Here is a 24,207-nt window from a genome sequence, read left to right as displayed (position 1 = left end):
ATCGTTATGCAACGGAGGTCTCCCGAAAGGGGGCGCGCCATGGCCGCCAGGACCCGCGGTCTCGATCCGAAGACGGCAGTCGCGCCGGGAGACCCTTCGGGCGAGGGCGTCTCGCTTCCCGTCGAGGGCGAGCTTCCCGCCGGTCTGGAAGGGTGCTTCCTCCAGGCCGGGCCGCATCCCGCGGCGGGAGGGCCGGGCGACTCCGTCCTGCGAGGGCCGCACGTCTTCTCCGGCATCCGGTTCCAGGCGGGGGCGGCCCTCCTGTGCCGTGACCGGCTACCCGTGCATCGCAGCCGCCCCCTGGGACCGATCCCGGCCCTGGCCCCCACCCTGTGGCACACCACCCCACGAAGGGGCCACGACGGCTCGGGATTCGGTGCCTCGCGGAAGGGCGACGACGGGCCGGGGGTCGTCGCCTTCGCTCGTCCGGTGCGGGAGGCGGGGTCGTCCTTGTGGCACACCGTCGCCACCTATCCCGGCCTCGGTCACGCCGAGCACCTGATCGCCGGGGCGGACGGCACAGTGGTGCACGCCGACCCCTTCCCGCTCGACGGCGCACCGCTCGGGCACGCCGTCGCACTCACCCGCCGCTATGTCGTGATCGTCGACTCGCCCGTCGTCTACTCCCGGGCCGCCGCACTCGTCGGAGTCCGGTCGCCCTACGTCCTGCGGCCGGACCGGCCCGCGCGGGTCGGCCTCCTGCCCCGGTCGCCGACCGGCTGGACGGAGCCGTCCTGGCTCGCCGAGGGCCTGTGCCCCGGCCTCGACGTCGTGAACGCCTACGACGACGGCGACGAGATCGTGCTCGACGCCGTGACGCGCCCTTCCACCGACGAGACCTCGTCGCCGCACGACGCCGGCCGCTCGCAGCTCCGTCGATGGCGCCTCGACCCGGCGACCGGCACCGTGCGCGAGACGTCCCAGTCAGCCGACATGCGCGAGACGTGTCGGGCGGCGGACGTGTGCGAGGCGTGTCGGGCGGCGGACGTGTGCGAGGCGTGTCGGGCGGCGGACGTGTGCGAGGCGTGTCGGGCGGCGGACGTGTGCGAGGCGTGTCGGGCGGCGGGCATGTGCGAGGCGTGTCGGGCGGCGGGCATGTGCGAGGCGTGTCGGGCGGCCGATGTCGTCGCGGGGGTCGTGGACCCGCGGGTGGAGGGCCGGGCGCACCGTTACGTGTTCGGGGTGACGCGCGAGGGGGACAGGGCCGCCGTCGTCCGCCATGACCGCGTCACCGGCGACGCGCAGGGATCCCGGCTGGAGCCGGGCTGGCGGACGGGCCCGCCGGTGTTCGCGCCCGACGTGCGGTGCGTGCCGCCGCCCGCCCTCGCAGGTGGCGAGCCCGGCTGCGCGGAGGAGGGGGCGGGCTGGATCCTGGTCGTCGCCTGGCACGCCGGACACGCCCGGTGCGAGCTTCGGGTGTACGACGCCCGCCGCCTCGACGTCGGCCCGCAGGCCGTGGTACGGCTGCCGGCCCCGCTCCCGATCGATCGGCCGGCCACCTGGCTGGAGTCCACCCGCGTGCAGCCCGACGACACGCTCCCCGTGGCACGGCACCGCCGTACGAGCGAGCCGGACGCCGGTCCCCCCAGACCCCGCGTGGTGCCCGGCTGACACCTGGCCCCCCCGGGCACGGGCGGACACGGCCCGCCAGACCGGCCACGGGACGGCTCCCGCGACGGTGGCCGACGAATACGGCCCACGGGACCGGCCTCCCAACGACCACCACACGGTGCCGACGGGTAGGGAACCGGCTACCGGACCGGATGCCCCGGGTCCCGCCTCGCCGGTTCCCGCGCCGTGCCCGGTCCGCCTCGCCGATTCCCGCGCCGCGATTCGGTGCCACACCGTGACCTGGCGCCGCGTCGTGACTCGGTGTTATGTTGCGGCTTGGTGTGGTGTGGTGTGGTGTGGTGTGGCTGGTGTTGTGTGCTACAGAGTGGGGTGAGTCGAATGATGATGCGGTTGACGTCATGGCGTTCGGCTGTGGGGAGGGGGGCGATGGCCGCCGCGGCGAAGTCCTCGTCCCTGAAGTCCCCGAAGGCGGGGCCCGCGTCTGCGTCACGTCGGCCGGCCGCGGTCCCTGATCGAGCTGAACACCGCCGAGGCCGACGACTGGGGACGGCTGCTCGCCGGTCTCGGCTTCCGCCAGGTGGGCGACTTCTCCGCCGCGCTGCGCGCCGCCGCCACGACGTTGGAGAGTGGCCGATGATCCTCACCGAAGCACAGCGCGACGACCGCGCTTGCCTGGACCGCGGCGGCGAGGACGGCCCCATGGTCCCGGTCGACATCCTCTACGGCTTCCTGGTATTCGCCCACACCCCGTACCCATCCGGGCTCGCCGAGCTGCACGCCACGCCACCCGCCCTGCTCTGAGTTACACGCCCCGCCGGTCGAATGGCGACCGGCGGGGCGTCCCCCTGCTCAGGCGGAAGTGAGCGCCCGCAGCTCTCGGGCGGCGGGCAAGGCGCGAGCCTTCTCCGGAAGTGCCCCCAGCACCAGTTGAGCGTCTGACGAATAGCGGGTGATCCAGCGCCCCGGAGGAAGGTCAGAAACGACCTGGACAGCCGCCTGTGCGGCACTACCCGGATCTGTCCGCGCGTGCAGCGCGGCACGGTGCAGTCGAATCCGCGGCCTGGCTTGGTCTGCCGCCGGGTACAGTTCCTCTGCGCGGTCGTGGGCCTCGGTCGCATGGCTCACATCGCCAGCAAGGGAGTAGACCAAGCTTCGATCGAACCACAAACCGCGTTCGTTCAGGCTCCTGAATACGCCGGGGATGGCCGGGAGTTGGTCAAAGACCCTCTCTGCCGCTCGTAACGCCTGGACCGCGTCCTCGTGGAGCCCCATGACAGAAAGCGTCTTCGCTTCCGCGGTCATGGCAGCCACGAGCGCGGCGCTTGGCCGCTCGCCTGCCAGGCGGCGCGCCTCTTGGGCGACTTTCAGGACATCGCCCATGTCCTCGGCCGGATCACCACGCCGGTGCAAGGCTTCGCGACTGCGAAGCCACGACGCTAGCAGGTGGTCTCCGGACTCATCAATGAGTGTCCGCGTCTTCATCCACCAACGGCGCGCTTCTCTGCGATTAGCCATGTCTGCCCACTTGCCCGCGATCAACGCGGCATGTCGGGCGGCGGCATGCGCCAAGTCTCGCCGGACCTCGTCCGGTTGCTTGCGGGCGAGATGGGGTGCCATGTCGGCAAAGTCCGCGGCTAGTGCGGCGAGCACGATATCCGGTCGATCAACGCGTGCGGCTTTCGCATGCACGTCAGCGGCATCTTCCCAGTCGTCGATCATGGACTGAGATACGCTCGCGCCGGCAATCCTCGACTCGGATGCCTGCCACGCATCGGTTAAAGCCGTCAGCAGAGGCGCTACCGTCCCTACGGCGGCGACCACTGCGGCATCCCGCATTAGTCGCCTTCGCTCCATATCGTCCTCCTCGTCACTAGATGAGTCGGATTCTGCTTCAACCGTACCCGCACGGACCCTCTGAGATTGCAGGCCCCGTAAGCGTTCCATCTCTTGGGCGTTCCTGTGCAGCGCCACGAGATGTCCACCCGCGCCGGTGGCTTCGTCGATCAGGCGGACGGTGTCAGCATGCGGACGGGCGAGCCCTCGTTCGTACTGGGAGATGAGAGCGTCGTCGATGTGGACCTGTTCCGCAAGGGTGCGCTGACTGATGCCCCGTACGTCGTCGCGCCAGTGCCGGATACCGGCGCCGAGCAAATGCCACGGTGACGCGGCGGGATCCACGGGCTGGGGACGTGGCGGCATGCCTTCTCCCGTTTGCTGAGCGTTGCTGAGATCGCACCCCCCGGCATCCAACCTCTGGTGCGCGCTCCACCTCACGCTCAATATGACAGTGCCCGGGAGGACCGGGCCATAGAACGGCGGAACCCGCCGAAGCGCTGTCACGTCCGGCGGGTCCCTTGATCGCACAACGGAGGTGCGACCCAATGCCAAACCTTACGACCGAGTGCCCGTGCGGGCATCCCCACCCGAAGGTCGTCCGCGGACGGTACGACCAGGCACAGCGGGAAGCCGCGGCCTGCCTCGACGCCGGCCACCCGGCGTGGCTGGTGATGTACAGCCTCTTCCGCCGCCGGTTCTACGCCATCGCCGCCGGGCCGACTCCGGAACCGCTCGTGCTGTGGGCCAGAACGGCTGAGGACCTCGCTCAGCAGATGCGCGCGATGACCCCCATGGTCCCCCGGCCTCGCGCCCAGGCGGACGCCCGGTGAGCCACCAGCCGGCGCCGCGCCCGCTCGTGGCACTCGCCCGCAGGACGACCGCCATCGCCCACCTGACCCGCCTGGCGGTGCTCCTCAAGGACCGCGGCCTCGAAGCCGGAGTGAAGGCCGACGGCCGGATGCCGCACCTCGTGGTGACCAACCCCGCCGCGCGGCAGCTGACCGAGACCGTCTACGCCGGGCCTGGCCTCGCCGACGTATGGCGGTTCTGGTGGTCCTGGCACGAGCCGATCGACACCGTGGACAACGATCGCGAGACCACCGCGCGAATCGCCCACGTCCTGAGCTTCGCGGAACAGCGGCGATGACCCCGGACGAGGCCACCTCGGTGCCTCAGGACGACGACGGGCGGCTGCTGGAGGCGCTCCGCAACCTCTACCCCGGATGGGACATCGACCACGACGGCGTGTGGTGGGCGGTCCGGTGCGGTGGCGTGACCGAACGCGAACTCCGGCGGGGCCTTCGGGCCGCCATCGGCCGGTGCCGGCTCCGCGACCTCGCGACACGCCTCGACGAGCAGGACGAGATCCTCGAACGCCGCCGCGGAGCGCTGAACCACTGCGCCCGCCCATGAGGCCCTCGGCGGGGGCCGCGCTCTCCGGGCCGGCTCCCGCCGAGGCCCCACAGCCCCGCTGCTTGGTTCCATCCGGGAGGGACGGAGCGGCGGGGCCTTCTACCGCCCGGCGGGCTCACTTCGCGTTGGGCACGCGATACGTGGCCCAACCGATGGCCACGGCCGCGCCCAGCGATGAGCCCGCCCTCCTCGGGTGTTACGCCGCCCGGTCCGGGGGCCCGCCAGGACCCGGCCACGTCCAGCGACGCCGCGAACCGGCAGGCAGGCCAGGAGTGCGCGCACCTTGGCCTCGGGGACCCGGACCGCGTCGCCGTCATCCGTCCACACCGCGAGCGGTCCGAGCACCCCGCGCTGGCCGCCGGGCTCGTGGCCGGGGTGGCCTTCGTGCGCAGGCAGCGGCGGCTGGCCGACCCGTTGCTCGACCTGACGCTGTTCGGCAACCGGTCCTTCCGGGGCGCCCTGGCGATCACGCTGGTCAGCCTGCTGACCACCGGCGGCGTCTACCTGTTCGTCACGCAGTACCTCCAGCTGGTGGCGGGCCTGCCGCCGATGGAGGCGGGGCTGTGGCTGCTGCCCCCGGCGGCCGGCCTGATCGTGACGTCGCTGACGGCGCCGTTGCTCGCGCGGCGGATCCGGCCGGGTCACGTTCTGGCGGGCGCGTTCGCGGTGTGCGCGCTCGGGTACCTGCTGATGACGCAGGCGGGAGCCGGGACGGCGGTGCTGCTGGCCGCGTTCTTCCTCGTCTACGTGGGCGCAGGCCCGGTCGGCGCGCTGGGCACCGACCTGATCGTGGGCGCGGCCCCGCCGGAGAAGACGGGCGCGGCGTCGGCGCTCGGCGAGACCAGCAGCGAACTGGGCATCGCGCTGGGGGTGGCGATCCTGGGCAGCGCCGGCACCGCGGTCTACCGGGAGAGCATGAACGCCTCGGGGGTCCTGGCCGTCGCGCGGGGACGCCGGCGCCGGGGCGGTCATCGCCGCCTGGGAGCTTCCAGGCGGCGATGACCGGGGCACGGCCCGGCCGGCGGGCCGTGCCCGGTGCGGTGGCCGCTAGAACCGCGCCTTGCGCAGGTAGCGGTATCCGACCTCCGCGGTACGCCGGGGGGTCACGTCGGGGGTGTCGTTCTCCACGATGTACTCCACGACCCGATGGGCGTCGAAGATCCTCCCGAAGTCGATGATCCCGGTGCCGGGATCGGCCATGTCGCCGCTGAGGTCCCGGTCCTTCACGTGGAACTGGAGGACCCGCTGCGGCGCCCTGCGGATGACGTCGAGCGTGAAGCGCACCGGGTCGGCGACGCCGCGGTTGATGCCGCCGGTGACCGCCCAGTAGATGTCGATCTCCAGGTGCACCAGCCGGGGATCGAGCTCGGCGGTGAGGATGTCCCACGGCGTCTTCCCGCCGCCGAGGTCGATGGTGAACTCGTGGGCGTGGTTGTGGTAGCCGTACCGCAGCCCCGCCGAGCGGGCGGCCGCAGCCTCGACGTTCATCCGCTCGGCCCACGCCTTCCACTGGTCCGCGCTGGTGGAGTTCAGGTAGGGCACGACGATGAAGGACTGGCCGAGGGTCCGCGCGTTGGAGATCTTCGTCTCCAGGGCGGCGTCGTCGGCGCTGAGGTCGTCATGGCTGGAGGTGGCACGGATGTCGAGCCCGTCGAGGAACCTGCGGAGCTGCCGTGCCGTACGGCCGAAGTAGCCGAGCGCCAGCTCGACCTTCGGGTAGCCGATCTTGGACAGGTAGGTGAGGGTGGCGTCGTAGTTCTGGGAGAGGTCGTCGCGTACCGTCCAGAGCTGGATGCTGATCTGGTCCGCTGGGATGTGGTGCTTGCGGGGGTGCGGCGTCGCCGCCGCGGCGGCGGGGGAGGCTGCCGCGACGGCGGCAGCCCCGAGCCCCAGGCCCGCGGCGAGCAGGGACCGCCTGCTCGGGCCGTAGCCGTAGCACATGGGGGGATCTCCTAACTGGTGGGCTGGAGGACGACCTCGGTGCTGCTGGTCAGCGGGGGCAGGCCGTCTGCGCCGGGGTCGGTGTAGGTGGCGACGAAGACGCCGGTGAGATCGTCGGTCTCCGGGTCGTGCCCGCTCGGCTCGGTGGTCTGGATGGAGCCCGTGCAGCCCCGGGCGGTGGTCTGCGGGTGGCCGTGCTCGTCGTGGCCGAGGATGTAGTCCACGGTCACGTTGGCGCAGTCCACCGGCTGGTCGTCGGTGACCCGTACCTCGAACTCGATGAGGTCGCCGAAGCTGAACTCCTGCCCGTCGACGGGCCGGACCAGCTCCACCACCGGGGCGGCGTTGCCGATCACGACCCGCACCGACGTCGCCGCGGACCTGCCGCTGGGGTCGCTGACCCGGAGCGTGGCGTTGTAGAGGCCGTTCTCCTTGAAGGTGTGGGACGCCTCCGGGCTGCGCGAGTCGACCCTGCCGTCGGCGTCGAAGTCCCACGCGTAGCTGAGCCTGTCGCCGTCGGCGTCACTCGTCCCCGTGCTGGTGAAGCGGACGGTGAGCGGGGCGATGCCGTCGGTCACCGAGGCCGCGGCCACCGGTACGGGGGAGTGGTTGCCGGTGTTGCCGATGTAGTCGAAGCGGGCGAGCTGGGCGTCCGGGTTCTCGCTGAAGTAGCCGTCGCCGTACTCCAGCACGTAGAGCGCCCCGTCGGGCCCGAACTCCATGTCCATCGGGTTGTCGAAGGTGAGCGAGGGCAGCACGTCCTCGATCCGCCCGTCCCGGTGGAACGCCTTGACGTAGTCGCGGGTCCACTCGTAGAAGAGCGGCACGCCGTCGTAGTACTTCGGCCATCCCACGGCGGTGCGGCCACGCGTGTCGTCCGGGTCGTAGGCGTACGCCGGGCCGGCCATCGGCCCGATGCCGCCGGTGCCGAGCGCGGGGAACTCCTGGGACGCGCCGTAGGAGTACCACACGTCCGGCTGGACGACCGGCGGCAGCTTGCGCAGACCGGTGTTCCGCGGCGACTCGTTGACCGGCGCGGCGCAGTCGAACTTCGCGCCCGACGCGCCGGTCGCGAAGTCGTAGTCGGTGTACGGCAGCCGCGCCGTCCCGCAGTAGGGCCAGCCGTAGTTGCCGGCCTTGCGGATCGCCGTCCACTTGCCGGTGCCCGACGGGCCGCGCAGGGGGTCGGCCTGCTGCGCGTCGGGCGAGTAGTCGGCGACGTAGAGATCACCGGTGGACCGGTTCAACTCGATGCGGTACGGGTTGCGCAGCCCCATCGCGTAGATCTCCGGCCGGGTGTCCTTGGTGCCGGGCCGGAAGAGGTTGCCCTGCGGGATCGTGTAGGAGCCGTTGTCACGGACCTTGATCCGGAGGATCTTGCCGCGCAGGTCGTTGGTGTTGCCCGAGGTGCGCTGGGCGTCGAAGGACGGGTTCTGGTCGGGCCGCTCGTCGATCGGGGTGTACCCGTCGGAGGAGAACGGGTTCGTGTCGTCGCCGGTGCCCAGGTAGAGGTTGCCGGCGGCGTCGAAGACGATGTCCCCGCCGACGTGGCAGCAGATGCCGCGGTCCACCGGCACGTCGAGGATGCGCTGCTCGGTGTTGAGGTCGATCTTGGTTCCGGTGAAGCGGAACCGGGACAGCCGGACCAGCCCCTTGAAGGGCGCGAAGTCCTCCGCCGTGCCGGTGACCGGGGCGTCGCCCTCGTTGACATCCGGGGTGTCCGGGTCGTCGACCGGGGTGTCCAGCGGCGGGGAGTAGTAGAGGTAGACCCAGTCGTCGGACTTGGAGCCCTTGCCGAAGCCGGGGCTGAGCGCGATGCTCTGGAGTCCCTCCTCGTCGTGCTCGTAGACGTCGAGTTCGGCGGCCCGCGTGTTGAGGCCGGTCTTCGGATCGTGTAGCCAGACCTCACCGGCGCGGGTGGTGTGCAGCACCCGCGAGTCCGGTAAGACCGCCAGGTCCATCGGCTCGCCCGGTGTGTCGTTGAGCGTCACCTTCTGGAACTGGTCGTCGGATGGCGGGGCCGCGGTCCCGGCGGTCCCGTCGGCTTGAGCCGCGGCGGCCGGCATGAGGAACGCCACAGCGGACAGGGCCGCGATCACGGTTCTCGCTCTCACGCCTCTCCCTTCGGTCTGCATCGGGGGTAAGAGAGGGCAAATTAACGTGAACTTAACCCGATTTACGCCGAATGTGGAGGGCCTAATGTCCCCATACCGGAGCGTCTTTGGCTTCCGATCGGCCTAAGTGGCCCCCGCGGCCCAGGGGCGGTGCCGCAGGTGTGGAGCGCCCGCGCGAGCCCCGCCGGACCAGGCGGCGGCCGATCCGCGCCGGGAAGAGCGCCGGGAAGAGCGCCGGGAAGAGCGCCGGGAAGAGCGCCGGGAAGAGCGCCGGGAAGAGCGCCGGGAAGAGCGCCGGATGGTCGGGCGGGCTCAGGCGACCGTGCCGATCCAGCGCAGGACGATCTGTTCGAGCACGCCCATGGGCACGGCGCCGTTGCCGAGCACGGTCCCGTGGAAGGCCCGGATGTCGAACCGCGCGCCGAGCCGCCGCCGTGCCTCGTCCCGCAACCGGCCGATCTCCCGGCGGCCGATCATGTAGCCGAGGGCCTGGCCCGGCCAGGCGATGTACCTGTCGATCTCGTTGGCGACGTTCGCCCTGGTCGTCGCCGTGTTCTCCCACATGAACCGCATGGCCCGCCCGCGCGACCAGCCGAAGTGGTGCATCCCGGTGTCCACGACCAGCCGGCACGCGCGCAGCGCCTCGAAGGAGAGCATCCCGAGCCGGGCCACGTCCGAGGTGTACAGACCCATCTCGTCGGCCAGGCGCTCGCTGTACAGGCCCCAGCCTTCGACGTACGCGCCGACCTCGGCGTCGAGGTGGCGCCGGTAGTCGGGCAGCCCGGCGAGGGTCTGCGCCGAGGCGATCTGCAGGTGGTGCCCCGGCACGCTCTCGTGGAACGCGAGGGCCTCGTACTCGTAGGTGAAGCGCTGCCCGGGATCGGCGGTGAGCACGCAGTGCGCGCCGGGCCTCGCCCCGCCCGCGGCCGGCGGCCGGTAGTACGCGAGGGGCGCGTTGCCGGCCTCGATCGGGCTGATCTCCTCGATCACGCACTCGGGGATGTCGTACGCGGGGAACCAGCCGGGCCGCGCCTCCTCGGCGCGCCGCAGGGCCGCGCCGACCGTCGCCACGATGTCCTCGGTGCGCTCGAAACGCAGTGCCGGATCCTCCCGCAGCCGCCGCATGATCTCGGGGACGTCGGTGGTGCCCAGGGCGCGCCCGCCGAGTTCGGACCACTCCTCCGCGAGCCGGTCGAGGCAGTCGAGGCCGATCCGGTGGATCTCCTCGGGGGTCAGCTCGGTGGTGGTGTGCCGGCGTACCGCGGCCCGGTACCCCTCCTCGCCGCCGGGCACGAAGCGGATGCCCACCCGGTCGTCCGGCCGGGCCACCGGCAGCAGCTCGTCGCGCAGCGTGTCCAGCAGCCGCCGCATGGCCGGGCGCGCCCCGGTCTCGATGAGCGTGGCCGCCCGTGTCCTGGTCCGGCCGTCCGGCAGGCCGGGGTGCATCAGGACGTCGGCGTCCACGGCGGCGGCGAGGTGCCCGCCGAGCTGGTCGATCGCCTGGCCCACGCCGACCGCGGTCGGCACCCGGCCGTCCTGCCTGGCCTCGCGGTAGCGCCGCGCGATCGCGTCGAAGTAGGCCGGGAGACCTTCGAGACGCCGCAGGTAACCGTCGGCGGCGTCCGGGCCGGCGAGCGAGGCGGTGCCGACCGACTGGAACGCCATGGCCTGCGGGGAGACGTAGCTCGCCGCGGACGCGTTGGCCTCCCACAGTCCGTGCTCCAGGTCCTGCCGGGCGCCCCAGGCCAGCGCGCCGAGCACGGCGTGGTTGATCCGGTCGGCCTCGCCCAGCGCCGAGGCGTCGATCCGGCCGAGCCGCTCCTCGATCGCCGAGATCCCGGCGGCTCCCGCCGCGGCGCCGGACCGGCTCGGATCGGGCACCCGGTCGTCGAAGCCGCTGACGCCGAGCAGCGTCGCGGTGAACGGGTCGGTGGCGTGCTGCACCTGGAAGAAGTCCGCGCTGAGACGGGCGAGCTCCGGGTGCGGGTCGGTGGAGGGCACTGCTTACTCCTCGGGCTCTGGGGTTGCGGAAGGGGGCGCGGTCATCCCGGCCGGCGGCGGCTCGCAGCTCGGCGGCTCCGGTGCGGTGCGGAAGCGCATGCTCCACACCATGGCATGTGAAATGTCTCATCTACAACTGATATATCAGTCGGACGTGCAGGCCCTCCGCCGGACGCGCTCGGCTCGTGTCCCGTCCGCAGTGGGGAGACGCGGAACGGCTCGCCGCCGAGCCGTTCCGCGTTCCGCGCCGACGTCAGGCCGTCTCGGTCACCAGGTGTTCGACGGCGGTGATCGCCTCGGGGATGGCCTCGGGGTTCTGGCCGCCGCCCTGGGCGACGTCCGGCTTGCCGCCACCGCCGCCGCCCAGGAGCTTGGCGGCGGCGCGGACCAGGTCGCCCGCCTTGAGGCCGCGGTCGCGGGCGGACTCGTTGGTGGCGATGACGGTCAGCGGGCGACCGCCGGCGGTGGTGAACAGCGCCACGACGGCGGGACGCTCGGCGGGGATGCGGCCGCGGACGTCGAGGACCAGCCTGCGCAGGTCGTCGGCGGACGTGCCGTCGGGGACGAGACCGGTGACCAGGGCCACGCCGCGCACGTCCCTGGCGCCCTCGGCGAGACCGGCGGCGGCCTGGAGGACCCTCTCCGCGCGGAACTTCTCGATCTCCTTCTCGGCGTCCTTCAGCCTGCCGAGCACGGCGGAGATCTTCTCCGGCAGCTCCTCCGGGCGGCCCTTGACCAGCTCCTGGAGCTGGGCGACGACCGTGTGCTCCCTGGCGAGGAAGTCGTAGGCGTCCACCCCGACCAGGGCCTCGATACGGCGCACCCCGGAGCCGATGGACGACTCGCCGAGCAGCTTCACCAGGCCGAGCTGGGCGGTGTTGCGCACGTGCGTGCCGCCGCACAGTTCCTTGGAGAAGTCGCCGATGGTGACGACGCGGACCCGCTCGCCGTACTTCTCGCCGAACTCGGCGATGGCGCCTTCCTTCCTGGCCTCGTCGAGGCTCATGACGTCGGCGCGGACGTCGAGCTCCTGGGCCAGGACGTGGTTGATCTTCTGCTCGACATCCGTCAGCACCGAGCCGGGCACGGCGGAGGGGGAGCCGAAGTCGAAGCGGAAGCGGCCGGGGGAGTTCTCGGAGCCGGCCTGGGCGGCCGTCGGGCCGAGCGCGTCGCGCAGCGCCTGGTGGGTGAGGTGCGTGGCGCTGTGCGCGCGGGCGATGGCGCTGCGGCGCCGTACGTCGATGACCGCGTACGCGGCGGCGCCGACGGTGACCTGGCCGACCTGGACGGTGCCCTTGTGCACGGAGAGGCCGGGGACCGGCTGCTGGACGTCGCGGACCTCGACGACGGCGCCGGTGTCGAGCCTGATCCGGCCCTGGTCGGCGAGCTGGCCGCCGCCCTCGGCGTAGAACGGGGTGCGGTCGAGGACGACCTCGACCTCGTCGCCCTCGACGGCCGCGGGCGACGGAACGCCGTTGACCAGCAGGCCGACGACGGTGGACTCGCCCTCGGTGGCGGTGTAGCCGACGAACTCGGTGACCCCCGAGCCGTCGGCGATCTCGCGGTAGGAGCTGACATCCGCGTGACCGGTCTTCTTGGCCTTGGCGTCGGCCTTCGCGCGCTCCCGCTGCTCCTTCATCAGCCGCCGGAAGCCGTCCTCGTCCACGGACAGCCCCTGCTCGGCGGCCATCTCCAGGGTCAGGTCGATCGGGAAGCCCCAGGTGTCGTGCAGCAGGAACGCCTTGTCGCCGGACAGCACGGTGCCGGACGCGGCCTTGGTCTCGGCGACGGCGGCGTCGAGGATGCCGGTGCCGCCCTTGAGCGCCTTGAGGAACGCGGCCTCCTCGGCGAGGGCCACCGTCTCGATGCGCCCCCGGTCGGTGACGAGCTCGGGGTACTGCCGGCCCATCGTGTCGATCACGACGTCGATCAGGTCCTTGACGACCGGGCCGGTGGCGCCGAGCAGGCGCATGTTGCGGATGGCGCGGCGCATGATGCGGCGCAGCACGTAGCCGCGGCCCTCGTTGCCGGGCGAGACGCCGTCGCCGATGAGCATCACGGACGTGCGGATGTGGTCGGCGACCACGCGCAGCGACACGTCCGAGGCGGGGGCGGCGCCGTAACGCATCCCGGTGAGCTCGGTGGCCTTGTCCATGACGACGCGCAGGGTGTCCGTCTCGTACATGTTGTGTACGCCCTGGAGGATCATGGCGAGGCGTTCGAGGCCGAGACCGGTGTCGATGTTCTTCGACGGCAGCTCGCCGAGGATCGGGAAGTCCTCCTTGCCCTCGCCCTCGCCCCGCTCGTACTGCATGAAGACCAGGTTCCAGATCTCCACGTACCGCTCGTCGTTGACGGCGGGGCCGCCCTCGGGGCCGAACTCGGGACCCCGGTCGTAGTTGATCTCCGAGCAGGGTCCGCACGGGCCCGGCACGCCCATGGACCAGAAGTTCGGCCCCATGCCCAGCCGCTGGATCCGCTCCGCCGGCACGCCGACCTTGTCGCGCCAGATCCGCTCGGCCTCGTCGTCGTCCAGGTAGACCGTGATCCACAGGCGCTCCGGGTCCAGGCCGTAACCGCCGTCCTGCACGGACGTGGTCAGCAGCTCCCAGGCGTAGGTGATGGCCTCTTCCTTGAAGTAGTCGCCGAAGGAGAAGTTCCCGCACATCTGGAAGAAGGTGCCGTGCCGGGTGGTCTTGCCGACGTCCTCGATGTCCGGCGTGCGCACGCACTTCTGCACACTGGTGGCCCGCGGGTAGGGCGGCCTGACCTCGCCGAGGAAGTAGGGCTTGAAGGGCACCATGCCGGCGGGCACGAGCAGCAACGTGGGGTCGTCCGCGATGAGCGACGCCGAAGGCACGACGGTGTGCCCGCGCTCCTCGAAGAACCTCAGCCAGCGGCGGCGAATCTCAGCCGACTCCATGATGTGTCCTTTCTCGCCGTTCGCACCGTCACGGCGCGGTACTGCACGGCCCGTATGAGTTCGACGCCCGGATCACGGCCGCCCGGATCCGGATCCACGACGATCAGCTCGCCATCGCCGGGACGCCCGCGACCCATGAGAGCGGCGACGAGTCCATCCCCGCCGGGATCGGGGAGTTGCGCACCCGGCTGGTAGGTCAGGTTACCGCCCTTGCCGCGGGTGCAGAGCGGGACATGGCGGTCGCCGCGTGGCGGCCCGCCGCGGTCGCGCGGGGCGGGGGGCCGCGGTCGCGCGGGGCGGGGGGCCGTGGTCGCGCGGGGCGGGGGGCCGTGGTCCCGCGGGGCGGCGGGCCGTGGAGAGGACGTCAGGGGCGCAGGCCGTCGATGCAGAAGGACAGCAGCCGCTCGCCCTGCGCGGGTGACGTCTGCTCCCCGGCCCAGGCCGCCGCGTTGATCAGGGAGTACAGGTCCGCGGCGGTGGCGTCCGCGCGCACGGTTCCGGCGGCCTGCGCGCGGGTGAGGAGCCGCTCGCCGGCGCCGAGGACCTCCTGGCAGGCGGCGTGCAGCTCGGAGGTCTCGTCCTCGACGCTGCGCAGCAGCGACGTGGCCAGCCCCCGGTACCTCGTGGTGTGCGCCATGGCAGCCCGCGCCCAGGTGGTCAGGGCCTCGTGGGCGGACAGGTGGCCGGCGAGGTCGCGGGCGGTGTCGGCCAGCACCCACATGCCGTTCGCCAGCAGCGCCTCCAGCAGGGCCTGCCGGGTGGGGAAGTGGCTGTAGAGCGTGCCGTTCGCCACGCCCGCGCGCCGGGCGACGGCCTCCAGCGACGCTTCGACGCCCTGCTCGGCGAAGACGGCAGCCGCCTCGGCGAGCAGCCGGTCGTGGTTGCGGCGCGCGTCGGCGCGCATCCGGCGTCGCGGGGCGGGGTCGGCGGTTGGCATGGATGCTCCCGGATTGCCAAGTTGAGACTGCCTCAATATCTTAGTTGAGACAGTCTCATCTTAGTCCGGAAGGGACCGACGATGAACCCGGTTCGCAAGCCCGTTCTGGTGACCGGCGTCACCGGCCGCCAAGGTGGCGCCACCGCCGCCCAGCTGCTGGCCGCCGGCCTGCCCGTGCGCGCCCTCGTCCGCGACCCGGCCGCCCCGGCGGCCAGGGCGTGGCTCGCGCGGGGCGCCGAACTGCGCGCCGGGGACCTCGACGATCCCCGCTCGCTCGCGGAGGCGGCGGCCGGGAGCCACGGGATCTTCGGCGTCACCCCCGACGACGAGGACACGGAACGCGAGATCCGGCGCGGACGCAACCTCGCCGACGCGGCCGCGGCGGCCGGCGTCTCGCACTTCGTGTTCGCCTCCGTGGGCGGCGCCGAGCGCGGGAGCGGCCTGCCGTACTGGGAGAGCAAACGGCGGATCGAGGAGTACGTCCACGCGCTCGGCCTGCCCGCGACGATCCTGCGGCCGGTCCGCTTCATGGAGAACCACACCGTTCCCGGGCTGCCCGTGGGAGGGATCGCAGGCGGGGAGCTCAGGCACCTCTTCGGCCCGGAGACGCCGGTGCAGCTCATCGCCGTCACCGACATCGGCGTCTTCGCCCGGCTCGCCTTCACCCGCCCGGAGGAGTACGCCGGGCAGGCGATCGAGATCGCCGGTGACGAGCTGACCCCCAGCCGGACGGTGGAGCTCATCAGCCGCGCCGTCGGGCGCGAGATCACCTACCGGCAGGTCGCCGACTACGGCGCCGGGCTGAGCGCGCAGGCGAAACGGCTGTTCGCCGACGAGCGCGGAGTGTGGCGGGCCGACATCGCGGCGCTGCGCGCACGCCATCCCGGCCTCCTGGACTTCCCCGCCTGGCTCAGGAACGGCGGCGCCGCCGAGATCCGCGCCCTGCTGGCCCGGGAGAGGTAGGCCGGGGACGGCTGCCGATCTCCATGCCTCCGGCGGCGCTTGGCCATACTTGGCGATGTGACGAGAACAACGATGCGCGCGATCAGTCAGGACGTCCTCGGCGGCCCCGAGGTGCTGAAGGAGATCGAGACGGAGCGGCCCTCACCCGGTCCCACCGAGGTGCTGGTGCGGGTGCGCGCGGCCGGGGTCAACCCGACCGACTGGAAGCACCGCGCCACCGGCGGCTTGCTTGGCCGGCCGCCGTTCGTCCTCGGGTGGGACGTGTCGGGCGTCGTCGAGGCCGTGGGAGTGGGGACGACGCTGTACAAGCCGGGCCAGGAGGTGTTCGGCATGCTGCGTTATCCACACAGTCATGGCGCCTTCGCCGAATACGTGGCCGCGCCCGCCCGTACATTCGCCCGCAAGCCCGCGGAGATCGACCACGTCCACGCCGCGGCGCTCCCGCTGGCCGCGCTGACGGCCTGGCAGGCGCTGGTGGACACGGCGGAGACGGGCGCGGGCGACCGGGTGCTCGTGCACGCCGCCGCGGGCGGGGTGGGCCACCTCGCTGTGCAGATCGCCAAGGCGCGGGGCGCCCACGTCATCGGTACGGCGAGCGCGGCCAAGCACGATTTCCTGCGCGGCCTGGGAGCGGACGAACTCGTCGACTACCGGAGCGTGGACTTCGCCGAGGTGGTCAAGGACGTGGACGTGGTGATCGACACGATGGGCGGCGACTACGGGCCGAGGTCGCTGCGCTGCCTGCGCAAGGGCGGTGTCATGGTGTCGCTCGTGCTGTCCAACCTGGCCGAAGGGCTCGATGACCAGGCGCGGGAGCTGGGCGTGCGGGCGGAGTCCATGCTCGTGGAGCCGGACCACGCCGCCATGCGGGCGATCGCCGCGCTGGCCCAGGCGGGCAGGCTGCGCCCCGAGATCGCCGCGGTGCTGCCGCTGGAGCAGGCGGCCAAGGCGCACGCGCTCGGCGAGACGGGACGCACCACGGGCAAGATCGTGCTCACCGTGGCGGAGTAGGGCGAGACCGAGCGCGAAGTGGGACGGCAGCGGGCCGGCCGTCCTGCGCGGTCGCGTCCGGCGGACAAAAGGGCGATTGCCAGTGGACCGGTGTTCCGGAAGGCTGGCCGTCATGGACGCTGACCGTACCGCGACGACCGTGCGAACCATCGGCCCTTATGCCCTCGTCAGGCGGCTGGGCGAGGGCGGCATGGGAAGGGTGTATCTCGCGAACGACCCTTCCGGGCGGCGTGTCGCGGTGAAGGTGATGCGCCCGGAGGTGGCGACCGACGCGGATTTCCGGCGGCGTTTCGGAAAGGAGGCGGAGGCCGCTCGCCGGGTGGCGCGTTTCTGCACCGCGCCGGTGCTCGACGCCGGGGTGGACGACGGGCAGGCGTACATCGTGACCGAGTACGTCGACGGTCCCGACCTGGCGTCCGTCGTCGAGGCGCAGGGGCCGATGACCGGGGCCAACCTGGAAGCGCTCGCGGTGGGCGTGGCCGCCGCGCTCGCCGCCATCCACCAGGCGGACGTGGTGCACCGCGACCTGAAACCGTCCAACATCCTGCTGAGCCCGCTCGGCCCCCGCGTCATCGACTTCGGCATCGCGCAGCTCGCCGGCACCCTGGGCACGCAGTCCGTGATCGGCACTCCCGCCTACATGTCGCCCGAGCACGCCGAGGGACGGGTGACCGCCGCGAGCGACGTCTTCGCCTGGGCCGGCGTGATCGCGTACGCGGGCACCGGCAGACCGCCCTTCGGCGTCGGCGGCGCCCCCGAACTGCTGTACCGGATCGTGCACAACGCGCCACGGCTGGACGGCCTCGACGAAGGGCTCCGCCCTCTCGTGGAACGCGCGCTGGACAAGGACCCCGCCCGGCGCCCCACCGCGCAGCAACTCCTGGACCGGCTGCTCGGCCGGGAGGAGACGGCGATCGAGGACGCGATCGAGGCCGTCGCCGGTACCTGGACCGCGGTCGAGCCGCCTGTGGCGCGGACGGTCGCCGACGCGCTGCCGAAGAGGTGGCGGCGGTGGCTCCCCGTCGCCGCGGCCCTCGCCGCCGTGGCGGTGACGGCCGCGGTGCTGCTGATCGCGCTGCGGCCGGGCGGCCTGCCCGGCCAGGGCTCGGACGGCGACCCGCTGGCGCGGCACGTGCTGTCCGGCAGCGGCTGGACGCTCCAGGTGCAGATCGACTCGTTACGCCGCGCGGGCAAGACCGTGACGGTCAAATGGTCGGCGGTGTACCAGCCGGTCGACGCCGCCGGAGTGTGGGAACCGGGCAACGTGTTCGGCCAGTCGAGAAACGGCATTTACGACGTCAGCACCAACGGCGTCGTGCTCATCGACACCACCAACGGCGTCAGGCATCTCACCGCCGCGGACCAGGAGGGCTGCGTGTGCACCAACCTCCACAACAAACGCTGGAGGAAAGGCGAGACCGCCATCTTCTACAACTCCTTCACCAACGTCCCGACAACGGTGGAAACAGCCGACATCGACATCCCCACGGTCCAGCTCTTCGACGGTCTGCCCATCGAGAACGGGTGAACCGGGTCAGCCGTGGCGCAGCCGGCGGAGGCTGTGCACGCGGGTGTGCCAGGCGGTCGCCAGCGGGAGGGCGGCCAGGGTGCCGAGCACGCCGGCCGTCGTGATGGCCGTACCCGGGCCGGTGAGCTCGGCCAGGAGGCCGCCGGCCGCCATGCCCAGTCCCTGCGCGGCGATCAGGCCGGACCCCGCCAGTCCGACGGCCCGGCCGCGCAGGTGGTCGGGTACGCCGGTGACGAACTCGGCGTTCGCCGTGACCTGGTAGGCGGAGCAGAGTCCGGACAGCGCCAGCAACGCCACCGATCCGGCCGGTCCTGGGCCCGTGGCGACGAGGATCAGGGGCACGCTGGTCAGCACCGTCAGCGGCCCGAGCAGGGCGAGACGTGCCGGCGCGGGCACCATGCGCCCGAGGACGAGCACGCCGGCCAGCGCCCCCAGCGGCCCCGCCGCCATCAGCACCCCGGCTCCCGCGCCGCCCATCCCGAGGGCGGCGGCGTACGGCAGGGCGAGCGCCTGGGGGGTCACGTAGAACCCGGCGAGCCACGCCGAGGCGACCAGCAGCCGGAGCCGCCGGTCACCGGCGATCATCCTCACGGTCGCCACCCCTCGCGAGCCCGGAGACGACGGCGTGCCGGGGGCGGGAGCGCGGACAGGTGGCCTGGGGGCCGGGCGGGCGGTCAGGCCGAAGCGGACGATCAGGGCGGCGGCGAGGAAGGTGGCCGCGTCCATGAGCAGGGCGTTCTCCGGCCGGAACACGGCGGCGACCACCCCGCCCACGGCGAACCCGAGCACCCGCACCGCCTGCGAGGCCATCTGGAGCGCGGACAGCCCGGTGACGTATCCGTCGCCGTCCAGCACCTGCGGCAGCACGGCGCTGTAGGACGCCCGCACCGGCGCCTCCAGCAGGTGCACGGCGAACAGCAGCGCGCACAGCACGGCCAGCGGCGTCCCTGGCAGCGCCATCAGCCCGGCCAGCACCGCCCTGACCAGGTCGCAGCAGAACATCACCTCGCGGCGCGGGAACCGGTCGGCGAGCCCGCCGAGCAGCGGCCCGCCGATCAGCGCGGGGACGAAGGTGAGCGCGTAGGTGACCGCCGTCACGGCGGCCGACGACGTCCGCTCGTAGGCGATCACGGCGACGGCGACCCGGGCGAGCTGGTCGCCGACGTCCGACAGCAGCGTGGCCGTCCACAGGGCGCGGTACTCGCGGGAGGAGAACACCTGGCGGAAGGTGCCGTTCCGGCTCATCGCGGCGTGTCGCCTCCTCTGGAACGGCCTCGGACGGAAAGGGCTTCGGGTGGGAACGGCCTGGGGCGGGAGCGGCTACGGGCGGGAGCGGCCTGGGACGGGTTCGCCGGGGACCCCGGCGCCGGAACGGGCGCCGAGGACCCCGGCGCCTGGTCCGGCGCGCCGGAGTCCTCGGCATCGGCGAGCCGGTGGAGGGATCCCGGGTTCGCGTGCCCAGGGGGAGGGTCCTGGGCGCGCGCCTGCGTACCGGGGCACTCAGTTCCAGGTCCGTCGCGGCAGGCCGTTCACCTCCTCGAAGTCCGGGGGCTTCGGAGTACGACCATGGTCGGGGAAGCGGGAGACGCCCACCAGAGGGTTAACCCTTGACCCGGCGGCGAATCCGCACCGGGCCCGCGCGCGGACCCGGTGGGGACGGCCCGCCGCTACTGCCCCTCGGGAAAAGTGACCCGGACATGCCGGACCTCTTTCCCGTCCGCCGCCTTCCCGGTCTCCAGCTCGAACCGGCGCACGCCCTCGACGCCGTTCCCCCGCAGTTCCACGACGGTCTCGAACCGCCCGCCGTCCTCGAAGCCCACCTCGACCCGTACCGTGGCCGCCGACGCGTCCCGCAGGTCGCGCTCGCGGCGGCGCCGCCAGGCGAACCAGATCCCGGCCAGCGCCGCGGTGATCCCGCCGCCGGCGACGTCCCCGGCGATCGCGACGAGCAGGTCGGCGCCGATCCCGCGCTCGCCGGTCGGCCCGCCCGCCTCCTCGAACGTTCCGACCGCGGCCAGATCCTCCGGGGCCAGGCCGCTGTTCTCCACCTCGTATCGCATGGCGACTCCTCATCCGGATCGGTACGGCCGCGCCGGTCGCGGCCGGGGGTGTGTCAGGCGTGCATCACCCAGGGGGCGAACGGCTCCGCGGCGGGCGTCGAGGCGTTGAGGAGGCGGACCAGCTCCGCGGGCGTCGCCTCGCCCGCCAGGGTCCGCCGCAGCGCGGTGACGATGAGCGGGCCCCAGGTGACGTCGTTGATCGGCCGGATGGGGGAGATCACGAGATCCGCGCCCGCGGTGAGGAAGGCGGTCGCCGTGGGCGGCTCGCTCACGTTGCCCAGCGGCACGCCCCGCCCGCCCGCGCACACCGTCAGCACCACCACCAGCCCGGGGTTGACGTCCAGCGCCGCGAGCTCCGCGGGCAGCACCCAGCGGTCCCGCAGCCGCAGCGCGGCGGCTCCGCCCAGGTCGCGCACCGGCTCGCAGTGCGTGGAGATCCACAGCAGGTCCGCGACGCGGGCGCTGTAGCGCAGCCGGTCCCAGGTGACGCCGTCCCGGACGACCGCGGTGACGCCGAACGCCTCCGCGACGCCGTACGCCTCGTCGAGCGCGCCGGGAAGGCCCTCCGCGTCCGTCGTGCCCATGGGGTCACCGAGGACCTCGGCCCGGTCGGGGAACCGGGCGGTGGCGACGCCGAACCGGGGACGCCGGCCGTACCGCCGCACCACCACGTGGTCCTGGGCGAGCGAACGGCCGCTGCCGTCGGGGATGTTCTCCACCGGGATCTGCTCCCACGGCTGGCGTGGCCGCAGGGCGATCTCCCGCGCGCCGCCCGCGGCGGCGCGCAGGCCGCCGACCAGCCGGCCGACCTCGTCCGGCGCGGGCGCGGGAAGCAGCACCCGCCGCACGGCGGCCTGCGCCGCCGCCCGCGACACCCCGACCTCGCCGACGGTCACCCCGACCTCGACCCCGGTCACCCCGGCCCCGGTCACCCCGGCTCCGGTGCGGCAGGCGATCGAGTGCGCGGTGCCGGTGCCCTGGACGAGGTCCACGGTGGCCTGGCCGGGGCCGGTGAACCACGATCGCACCTCGTCCCCGAGCCTCTTCGCGTGCGAGGGCAGGATCTGCCGCGCGCCGACCCGGGAGGCGAACAGCTCGCGAAGCGGACGGGCGTCGTCCTCGGGCATGCCGGCCAGACAGGTGTTTTCGATCGCGCGGAAGTCGCGGACCGGGCCCGCCTCGACGGCGGCCTGCCGCAGGGACTCGATGGCGCCCACCGCGTCCCTGAGCCGCGGCGGCAACCGGGAGAGGGCGTCCAGGAACCGGTGCAGCGCTTCGGCGTTCTCGGCTTCGTACCGGTCGGTCGCCTGGTCGCGCAGCCGGAAGGCCAGCCGGTTCCCGTGTGCGGCGACGAACGCCGCGGCCCGGCTCCGCGCCCCGGCCGCGGCGGCGGCGCCGCCGAAGGCGCGGGACGCCCGCTCGGGCAGGAACGTCAGGGCGAGGAGGCGATCGACCCACGCGGCGATCTCACGCCGCTGGGCGTCGGTGACGTTGGGCGCGTCCGCCGGGTCGCTCACCACCGCGGACGGCCGCTCGGCGGCGGGAGCCGAGACGGCGATCTCCAGGCCGACCTCCTCGCGCGCGGTGGCCTGCGACGGGTCGCCGGACAGCGCCCAGGCCGCGCCCGCCCACGGCGGGATGCTCCAGTGCCGGTCGAGCAGGCCGAGCAGCCCCGAGGTGAACAGGATCTGGAACACCCGGGCCTTCACGCCGTCGACGGGCGTGTTGCCGAAGATGCCGGGCCCGCCGCCCTCCGGCAGCCGTTGCACCGACTCGACCAGGGTGTGCAACGCCGGCGACCACGGCTGGAGCGACCCCTTGGAGTAGAGCAGCAGGTCCTGCCAGGCGTCGAGATCGTCGGCGGGCGCGGTGAGCAGCCGGGCCGCGGCCCGCAGCCGGGCGGCCCCGGTCGCCGCGGACCGCGACGGCCGCCGCGCCGGCTCCTCCGCGCCGATGGGCTCCTCACCGACCAGCAGGGCCACCATGTCCCGCTGCGCCCGTACGAGGTCGTCGTCCGGCACGGCGGCGAGCGACGCCTCGAAGCGGTTCCTGGCGGCGTCGAGGGTGCCGTTCCGGTAGAGGACGAAGGCGATGTCGGCCAGGATGCCCGCCGTGTAGAGCGGGACGCGGTCGGCCGCCTGCGCCCACAGCGCCAGGTTGTACGCGGACAGGTGGTCGTCGTGCGCCGCGAGCCGGACCGCCTGCCGGGAGAGCCGGATGCCCAGCTCGCGGTGGTTGTCGCTCAGGATCGTGGCGCACACGCAGAGGAAGCCGTGCCAGCGCACGACCCGCGCCGAGGCGCCCACCCGGTGCGCCAGCTCGGCCACCTCGTGGTGCAGGGCCGCCAGGAGGTCGTAGTCGGACGGTGCGGCGGCGTCGGCCAACTCGGCCAGTGCCCGGTGCGCGGTGAAATGGTCTTCGCCGCGCACCGCGTTCTGCGCCAGGGTCAGCAACTGCCAGGGCTGCTCCCGCCAGCGCCCCGGATCGTTGAAGATCGAGCCGGGCAGGAACGGGTTGGGATCGAAACCGGTGCCGGCGCCCGGCAGGTCCTCGGCGGGCCGGGCATAGGTGGACAGCCGGTGCCGCTGGTGCCCGATCTCCACGAGCAGCGGACCGCGCTCCTCCGCGCCGAGCCGGGCCGCCGCCTCCTCGGCACTCGCGTAGCGCCGCTCCGCCTCGTCGAAACGCCGCAGGTCACGCAGGGTGTTCGCGGCGTGCAGGTGGACCGTGGCGGCATGCTCGGCGGGCAGCGCGCCAAGGTGCTCCTCGGCCAGGAGCAGTACGGCGAGCGACTCCGCCAGTTCGCCGCGCTCCCTGACGACGGCCGCCGCGCAGATGCAGGCGTAGGTCATCGGCTCGGGATCGTCGAACCGGGGGATGATCTCCCGATAGGCGGTGAACGGCTGCGGCGCGAGATGCCAGAGCCGGTGTTCCAGGACGAACTGGAGAAAGCCCAGGAAACCGTACAGCGAGTCCGAGCGCGCGTCCTCCGGCAGCTGGTCCAGGTCGCCGGGCCGGGCGCAGATCCCCGCCGCCTGCATGGCCGCACCGCCGAGCCGCACGAGAAACGCCCCGTCCTCGTCGCCTGCCGCGTCTCCGTCACCCGGCCTGGGCGCCGCATCCGCTTCAGGACCGGTGCCCGGCGCAGGTTCGGTGTCCGGCTCGGGGGAGGTGCCCGGTTCAGGGCCGGTGCCCGGTTCAGGGGCGGTGTCCGGCTCGGGGGAGGCGAGTTCGGCGAGGGAGTCCTGGATCAGGTCCACCAGGCTCGGATAGCGCCGCAGGCCCCGCTCGGCCTCGTCCCGCAGTGCCCGGCCCACCGCCAGGGCGGGACCGGTGGTGATCAGGTCGTCCGTTTCCCGGAAAACCGCCGCGACCTCCGCGGGCAGCCCCGCAACATACTCCTCCACCACCGCCTTGGCGGCGGTATAAGCCTCAAGGCCCGCGGTCTCCAGAATGACGGCCGCCGCGACCTTCCACGCCAACGCCATTTTCGCCCCGTCGGAGAATCGCGTGACCACCTCCGGGTAAATCGTCACCGGCCGTGGGGCGAGATGCTCGGCGTCGTTGGCCGAGAGATAAGCGAGGTAGGAAGTGAAACGGAAAAGGATCGCCCCGCGCTCGTCGTCGCCGAGCCCGTCCAGCGACCGCGGATCGGCGCAGACCTCCCGCGCCGCCAGGGCCGCGGCCCCCACCGCGTAGGCCCGCCCGCCGTCCCCTTCGCCGTCACGCTCCCCGCTCCGCGCTGCTTCCCCCGGGGCCCCGGCGCACTCCTCGGCCAATTCCGCGAGACCGATATTCCGCCGAACTCCCCCTTCGGCCTCGCGAATCAGCGCCCTGCCCAGCCGGACCGTGAAAGCGGCCCTGGAATTGTCGTCTCCGCCGAGATCCACGATGAGATCGTACGTCAG

18 protein-coding genes are annotated in these 24,207 nt (G+C 72.9%); 9 read left to right on the top strand and 9 right to left on the bottom strand.

Features of this window, described 5'->3' with window-relative positions:
- Positions 1-39: 39 nt before the first annotated feature.
- Positions 40-1,611, top strand: coding sequence for a carotenoid oxygenase family protein (locus QSK26_RS04435; protein WP_285773660.1), 1,572 nt, complete (start codon positions 40-42; stop codon positions 1,609-1,611).
- Positions 1,612-2,205: 594 nt separating this feature from the next.
- Positions 2,206-2,373, top strand: a complete 168-nt coding sequence (locus tag QSK26_RS04430) for a hypothetical protein (RefSeq protein ID WP_285773659.1) — start codon at positions 2,206-2,208, stop codon at positions 2,371-2,373.
- A 48-nt stretch (positions 2,374-2,421) separates the two neighbouring features.
- Here the strand turns inward: QSK26_RS04430 and QSK26_RS04425 are convergent, their stop codons facing one another.
- Positions 2,422-3,771, bottom strand: a complete 1,350-nt coding sequence (locus tag QSK26_RS04425; RefSeq protein WP_285773658.1) for a helix-turn-helix domain-containing protein — start codon at positions 3,769-3,771, stop codon at positions 2,422-2,424.
- Positions 3,772-3,953: 182 nt separating this feature from the next.
- On the opposite strand from QSK26_RS04425, the gene QSK26_RS04420 reads away from it, so the two are divergent.
- The 4 genes from QSK26_RS04420 to QSK26_RS04405 all read left to right on the top strand — a co-directional run bounded on the left by QSK26_RS04420 (position 3,954) and on the right by QSK26_RS04405 (position 5,823).
- On the top strand, positions 3,954-4,238 hold the full coding sequence (locus tag QSK26_RS04420) for a hypothetical protein (protein WP_285773657.1): 285 nt from the start codon (positions 3,954-3,956) through the stop codon (positions 4,236-4,238).
- Positions 4,235-4,555 carry a hypothetical protein gene (locus QSK26_RS04415; RefSeq protein ID WP_285773656.1) on the top strand — a complete coding sequence of 107 codons (321 nt, stop codon included), beginning with the start codon at positions 4,235-4,237 and terminating at the stop codon, positions 4,553-4,555. The genes QSK26_RS04420 and QSK26_RS04415 overlap by 4 nt, the downstream gene beginning before the upstream one ends.
- Positions 4,552-4,821, top strand: a complete 270-nt coding sequence (locus QSK26_RS04410) for a hypothetical protein (RefSeq protein WP_285773655.1) — start codon at positions 4,552-4,554, stop codon at positions 4,819-4,821. Before QSK26_RS04415 ends, QSK26_RS04410 begins: the two co-directional genes overlap by 4 nt.
- A 174-nt stretch (positions 4,822-4,995) precedes the next feature.
- The gene (locus QSK26_RS04405; RefSeq protein ID WP_285773654.1) at positions 4,996-5,823 is read left to right on the top strand and encodes an MFS transporter; all 828 of its coding nucleotides are present in this window, start codon (positions 4,996-4,998) and stop codon (positions 5,821-5,823) included.
- 45 nt (positions 5,824-5,868) lie between these two features.
- On the opposite strand, the gene QSK26_RS04400 is transcribed toward QSK26_RS04405, so the two are convergent.
- The 5 genes from QSK26_RS04400 to QSK26_RS04380 all read right to left on the bottom strand — a co-directional run bounded on the left by QSK26_RS04400 (position 5,869) and on the right by QSK26_RS04380 (position 14,737).
- On the bottom strand, positions 5,869-6,762 hold the full coding sequence (locus tag QSK26_RS04400) for a sugar phosphate isomerase/epimerase family protein (RefSeq protein WP_285773653.1): 894 nt from the start codon (positions 6,760-6,762) through the stop codon (positions 5,869-5,871).
- A gap of 11 nt (positions 6,763-6,773) precedes the next feature.
- The gene (locus QSK26_RS04395) at positions 6,774-8,876 is read right to left on the bottom strand and encodes a PQQ-dependent sugar dehydrogenase (protein WP_285773652.1); all 2,103 of its coding nucleotides are present in this window, start codon (positions 8,874-8,876) and stop codon (positions 6,774-6,776) included.
- Positions 8,877-9,188: 312 nt separating this feature from the next.
- Entirely contained in the window at positions 9,189-10,877 is a 1,689-nt protein-coding gene (locus QSK26_RS04390; protein WP_285773651.1) for a DUF885 domain-containing protein, read from the bottom strand.
- A 253-nt stretch (positions 10,878-11,130) separates the two neighbouring features.
- On the bottom strand, positions 11,131-13,800 hold the full coding sequence (alaS, locus tag QSK26_RS04385) for an alanine--tRNA ligase (RefSeq protein WP_285773650.1): 2,670 nt from the start codon (positions 13,798-13,800) through the stop codon (positions 11,131-11,133).
- 364 nt (positions 13,801-14,164) lie between these two features.
- Positions 14,165-14,737: a TetR/AcrR family transcriptional regulator gene (locus QSK26_RS04380; RefSeq protein WP_285773649.1), complete on the bottom strand. Its 573-nt coding sequence runs from the start codon at positions 14,735-14,737 to the stop codon at positions 14,165-14,167.
- 81 nt (positions 14,738-14,818) lie between these two features.
- Between QSK26_RS04380 and QSK26_RS04375 the strand changes: the two genes are divergently transcribed.
- From QSK26_RS04375 to QSK26_RS04365, 3 genes are all read left to right on the top strand, one after another.
- Complete coding sequence (locus QSK26_RS04375; RefSeq protein WP_285773648.1) at positions 14,819-15,700, top strand: NmrA/HSCARG family protein; 882 nt, start codon at positions 14,819-14,821, stop codon at positions 15,698-15,700.
- A gap of 72 nt (positions 15,701-15,772) precedes the next feature.
- Positions 15,773-16,711, top strand: coding sequence for an NADP-dependent oxidoreductase (locus QSK26_RS04370; protein ID WP_285774180.1), 939 nt, complete (start codon positions 15,773-15,775; stop codon positions 16,709-16,711).
- 112 nt (positions 16,712-16,823) lie between these two features.
- A complete protein-coding gene (locus QSK26_RS04365) occupies positions 16,824-18,239 on the top strand; it encodes a serine/threonine-protein kinase (protein ID WP_285773647.1) in 1,416 nt (471 codons plus the stop codon).
- Positions 18,240-18,245: 6 nt separating this feature from the next.
- Here the strand turns inward: QSK26_RS04365 and QSK26_RS04360 are convergent, their stop codons facing one another.
- The 3 genes from QSK26_RS04360 to QSK26_RS04350 all read right to left on the bottom strand — a co-directional run bounded on the left by QSK26_RS04360 (position 18,246) and on the right by QSK26_RS04350 (position 24,189).
- Positions 18,246-19,484: an MFS transporter gene (locus QSK26_RS04360; protein ID WP_285773646.1), complete on the bottom strand. Its 1,239-nt coding sequence runs from the start codon at positions 19,482-19,484 to the stop codon at positions 18,246-18,248.
- Positions 19,485-19,906: 422 nt separating this feature from the next.
- Complete coding sequence (locus QSK26_RS04355; protein ID WP_285773645.1) at positions 19,907-20,299, bottom strand: hypothetical protein; 393 nt, start codon at positions 20,297-20,299, stop codon at positions 19,907-19,909.
- A gap of 53 nt (positions 20,300-20,352) precedes the next feature.
- Complete coding sequence (locus QSK26_RS04350) at positions 20,353-24,189, bottom strand: CHAT domain-containing protein (protein ID WP_285773644.1); 3,837 nt, start codon at positions 24,187-24,189, stop codon at positions 20,353-20,355.
- Between the last annotated feature and the right edge of the window lie 18 nt (positions 24,190-24,207).

This window comes from Microtetraspora sp. NBRC 13810 (genome assembly GCF_030268685.1).
Classification (GTDB): Bacteria; Actinomycetota; Actinomycetes; order Streptosporangiales; family Streptosporangiaceae; genus BSRQ01.
This window is presented reverse-complemented; position numbering and strand designations above follow the sequence as displayed.

Bases quoted from the DNA above. Each gene is read 5' to 3' on its own strand.
- QSK26_RS04425 (WP_285773658.1), bottom strand. From the start codon at position 3,771: ATGCCGCCACGTCCCCAGCCCGTGGATCCCGCCGCGTCACCGTGGCAT.
- QSK26_RS04360 (WP_285773646.1), bottom strand. From the start codon at position 19,484: ATGAGCCGGAACGGCACCTTCCGCCAGGTGTTCTCCTCCCGCGAGTAC.
- QSK26_RS04375 (WP_285773648.1), top strand. From the start codon at position 14,819: ATGAACCCGGTTCGCAAGCCCGTTCTGGTGACCGGCGTCACCGGCCGC.
- QSK26_RS04420 (WP_285773657.1), top strand. From the start codon at position 3,954: ATGCCAAACCTTACGACCGAGTGCCCGTGCGGGCATCCCCACCCGAAG.
- QSK26_RS04400 (WP_285773653.1), bottom strand. From the start codon at position 6,762: ATGTGCTACGGCTACGGCCCGAGCAGGCGGTCCCTGCTCGCCGCGGGC.
- QSK26_RS04365 (WP_285773647.1), top strand. From the start codon at position 16,824: ATGGACGCTGACCGTACCGCGACGACCGTGCGAACCATCGGCCCTTAT.
- QSK26_RS04380 (WP_285773649.1), bottom strand. From the start codon at position 14,737: ATGCCAACCGCCGACCCCGCCCCGCGACGCCGGATGCGCGCCGACGCG.
- QSK26_RS04405 (WP_285773654.1), top strand. From the start codon at position 4,996: ATGAGCCCGCCCTCCTCGGGTGTTACGCCGCCCGGTCCGGGGGCCCGC.
- QSK26_RS04430 (WP_285773659.1), top strand. From the start codon at position 2,206: ATGATCCTCACCGAAGCACAGCGCGACGACCGCGCTTGCCTGGACCGC.
- QSK26_RS04435 (WP_285773660.1), top strand. From the start codon at position 40: ATGGCCGCCAGGACCCGCGGTCTCGATCCGAAGACGGCAGTCGCGCCG.
- QSK26_RS04355 (WP_285773645.1), bottom strand. From the start codon at position 20,299: ATGCGATACGAGGTGGAGAACAGCGGCCTGGCCCCGGAGGATCTGGCC.
- QSK26_RS04370 (WP_285774180.1), top strand. From the start codon at position 15,773: ATGCGCGCGATCAGTCAGGACGTCCTCGGCGGCCCCGAGGTGCTGAAG.
- alaS (WP_285773650.1), bottom strand. From the start codon at position 13,800: ATGGAGTCGGCTGAGATTCGCCGCCGCTGGCTGAGGTTCTTCGAGGAG.
- QSK26_RS04410 (WP_285773655.1), top strand. From the start codon at position 4,552: ATGACCCCGGACGAGGCCACCTCGGTGCCTCAGGACGACGACGGGCGG.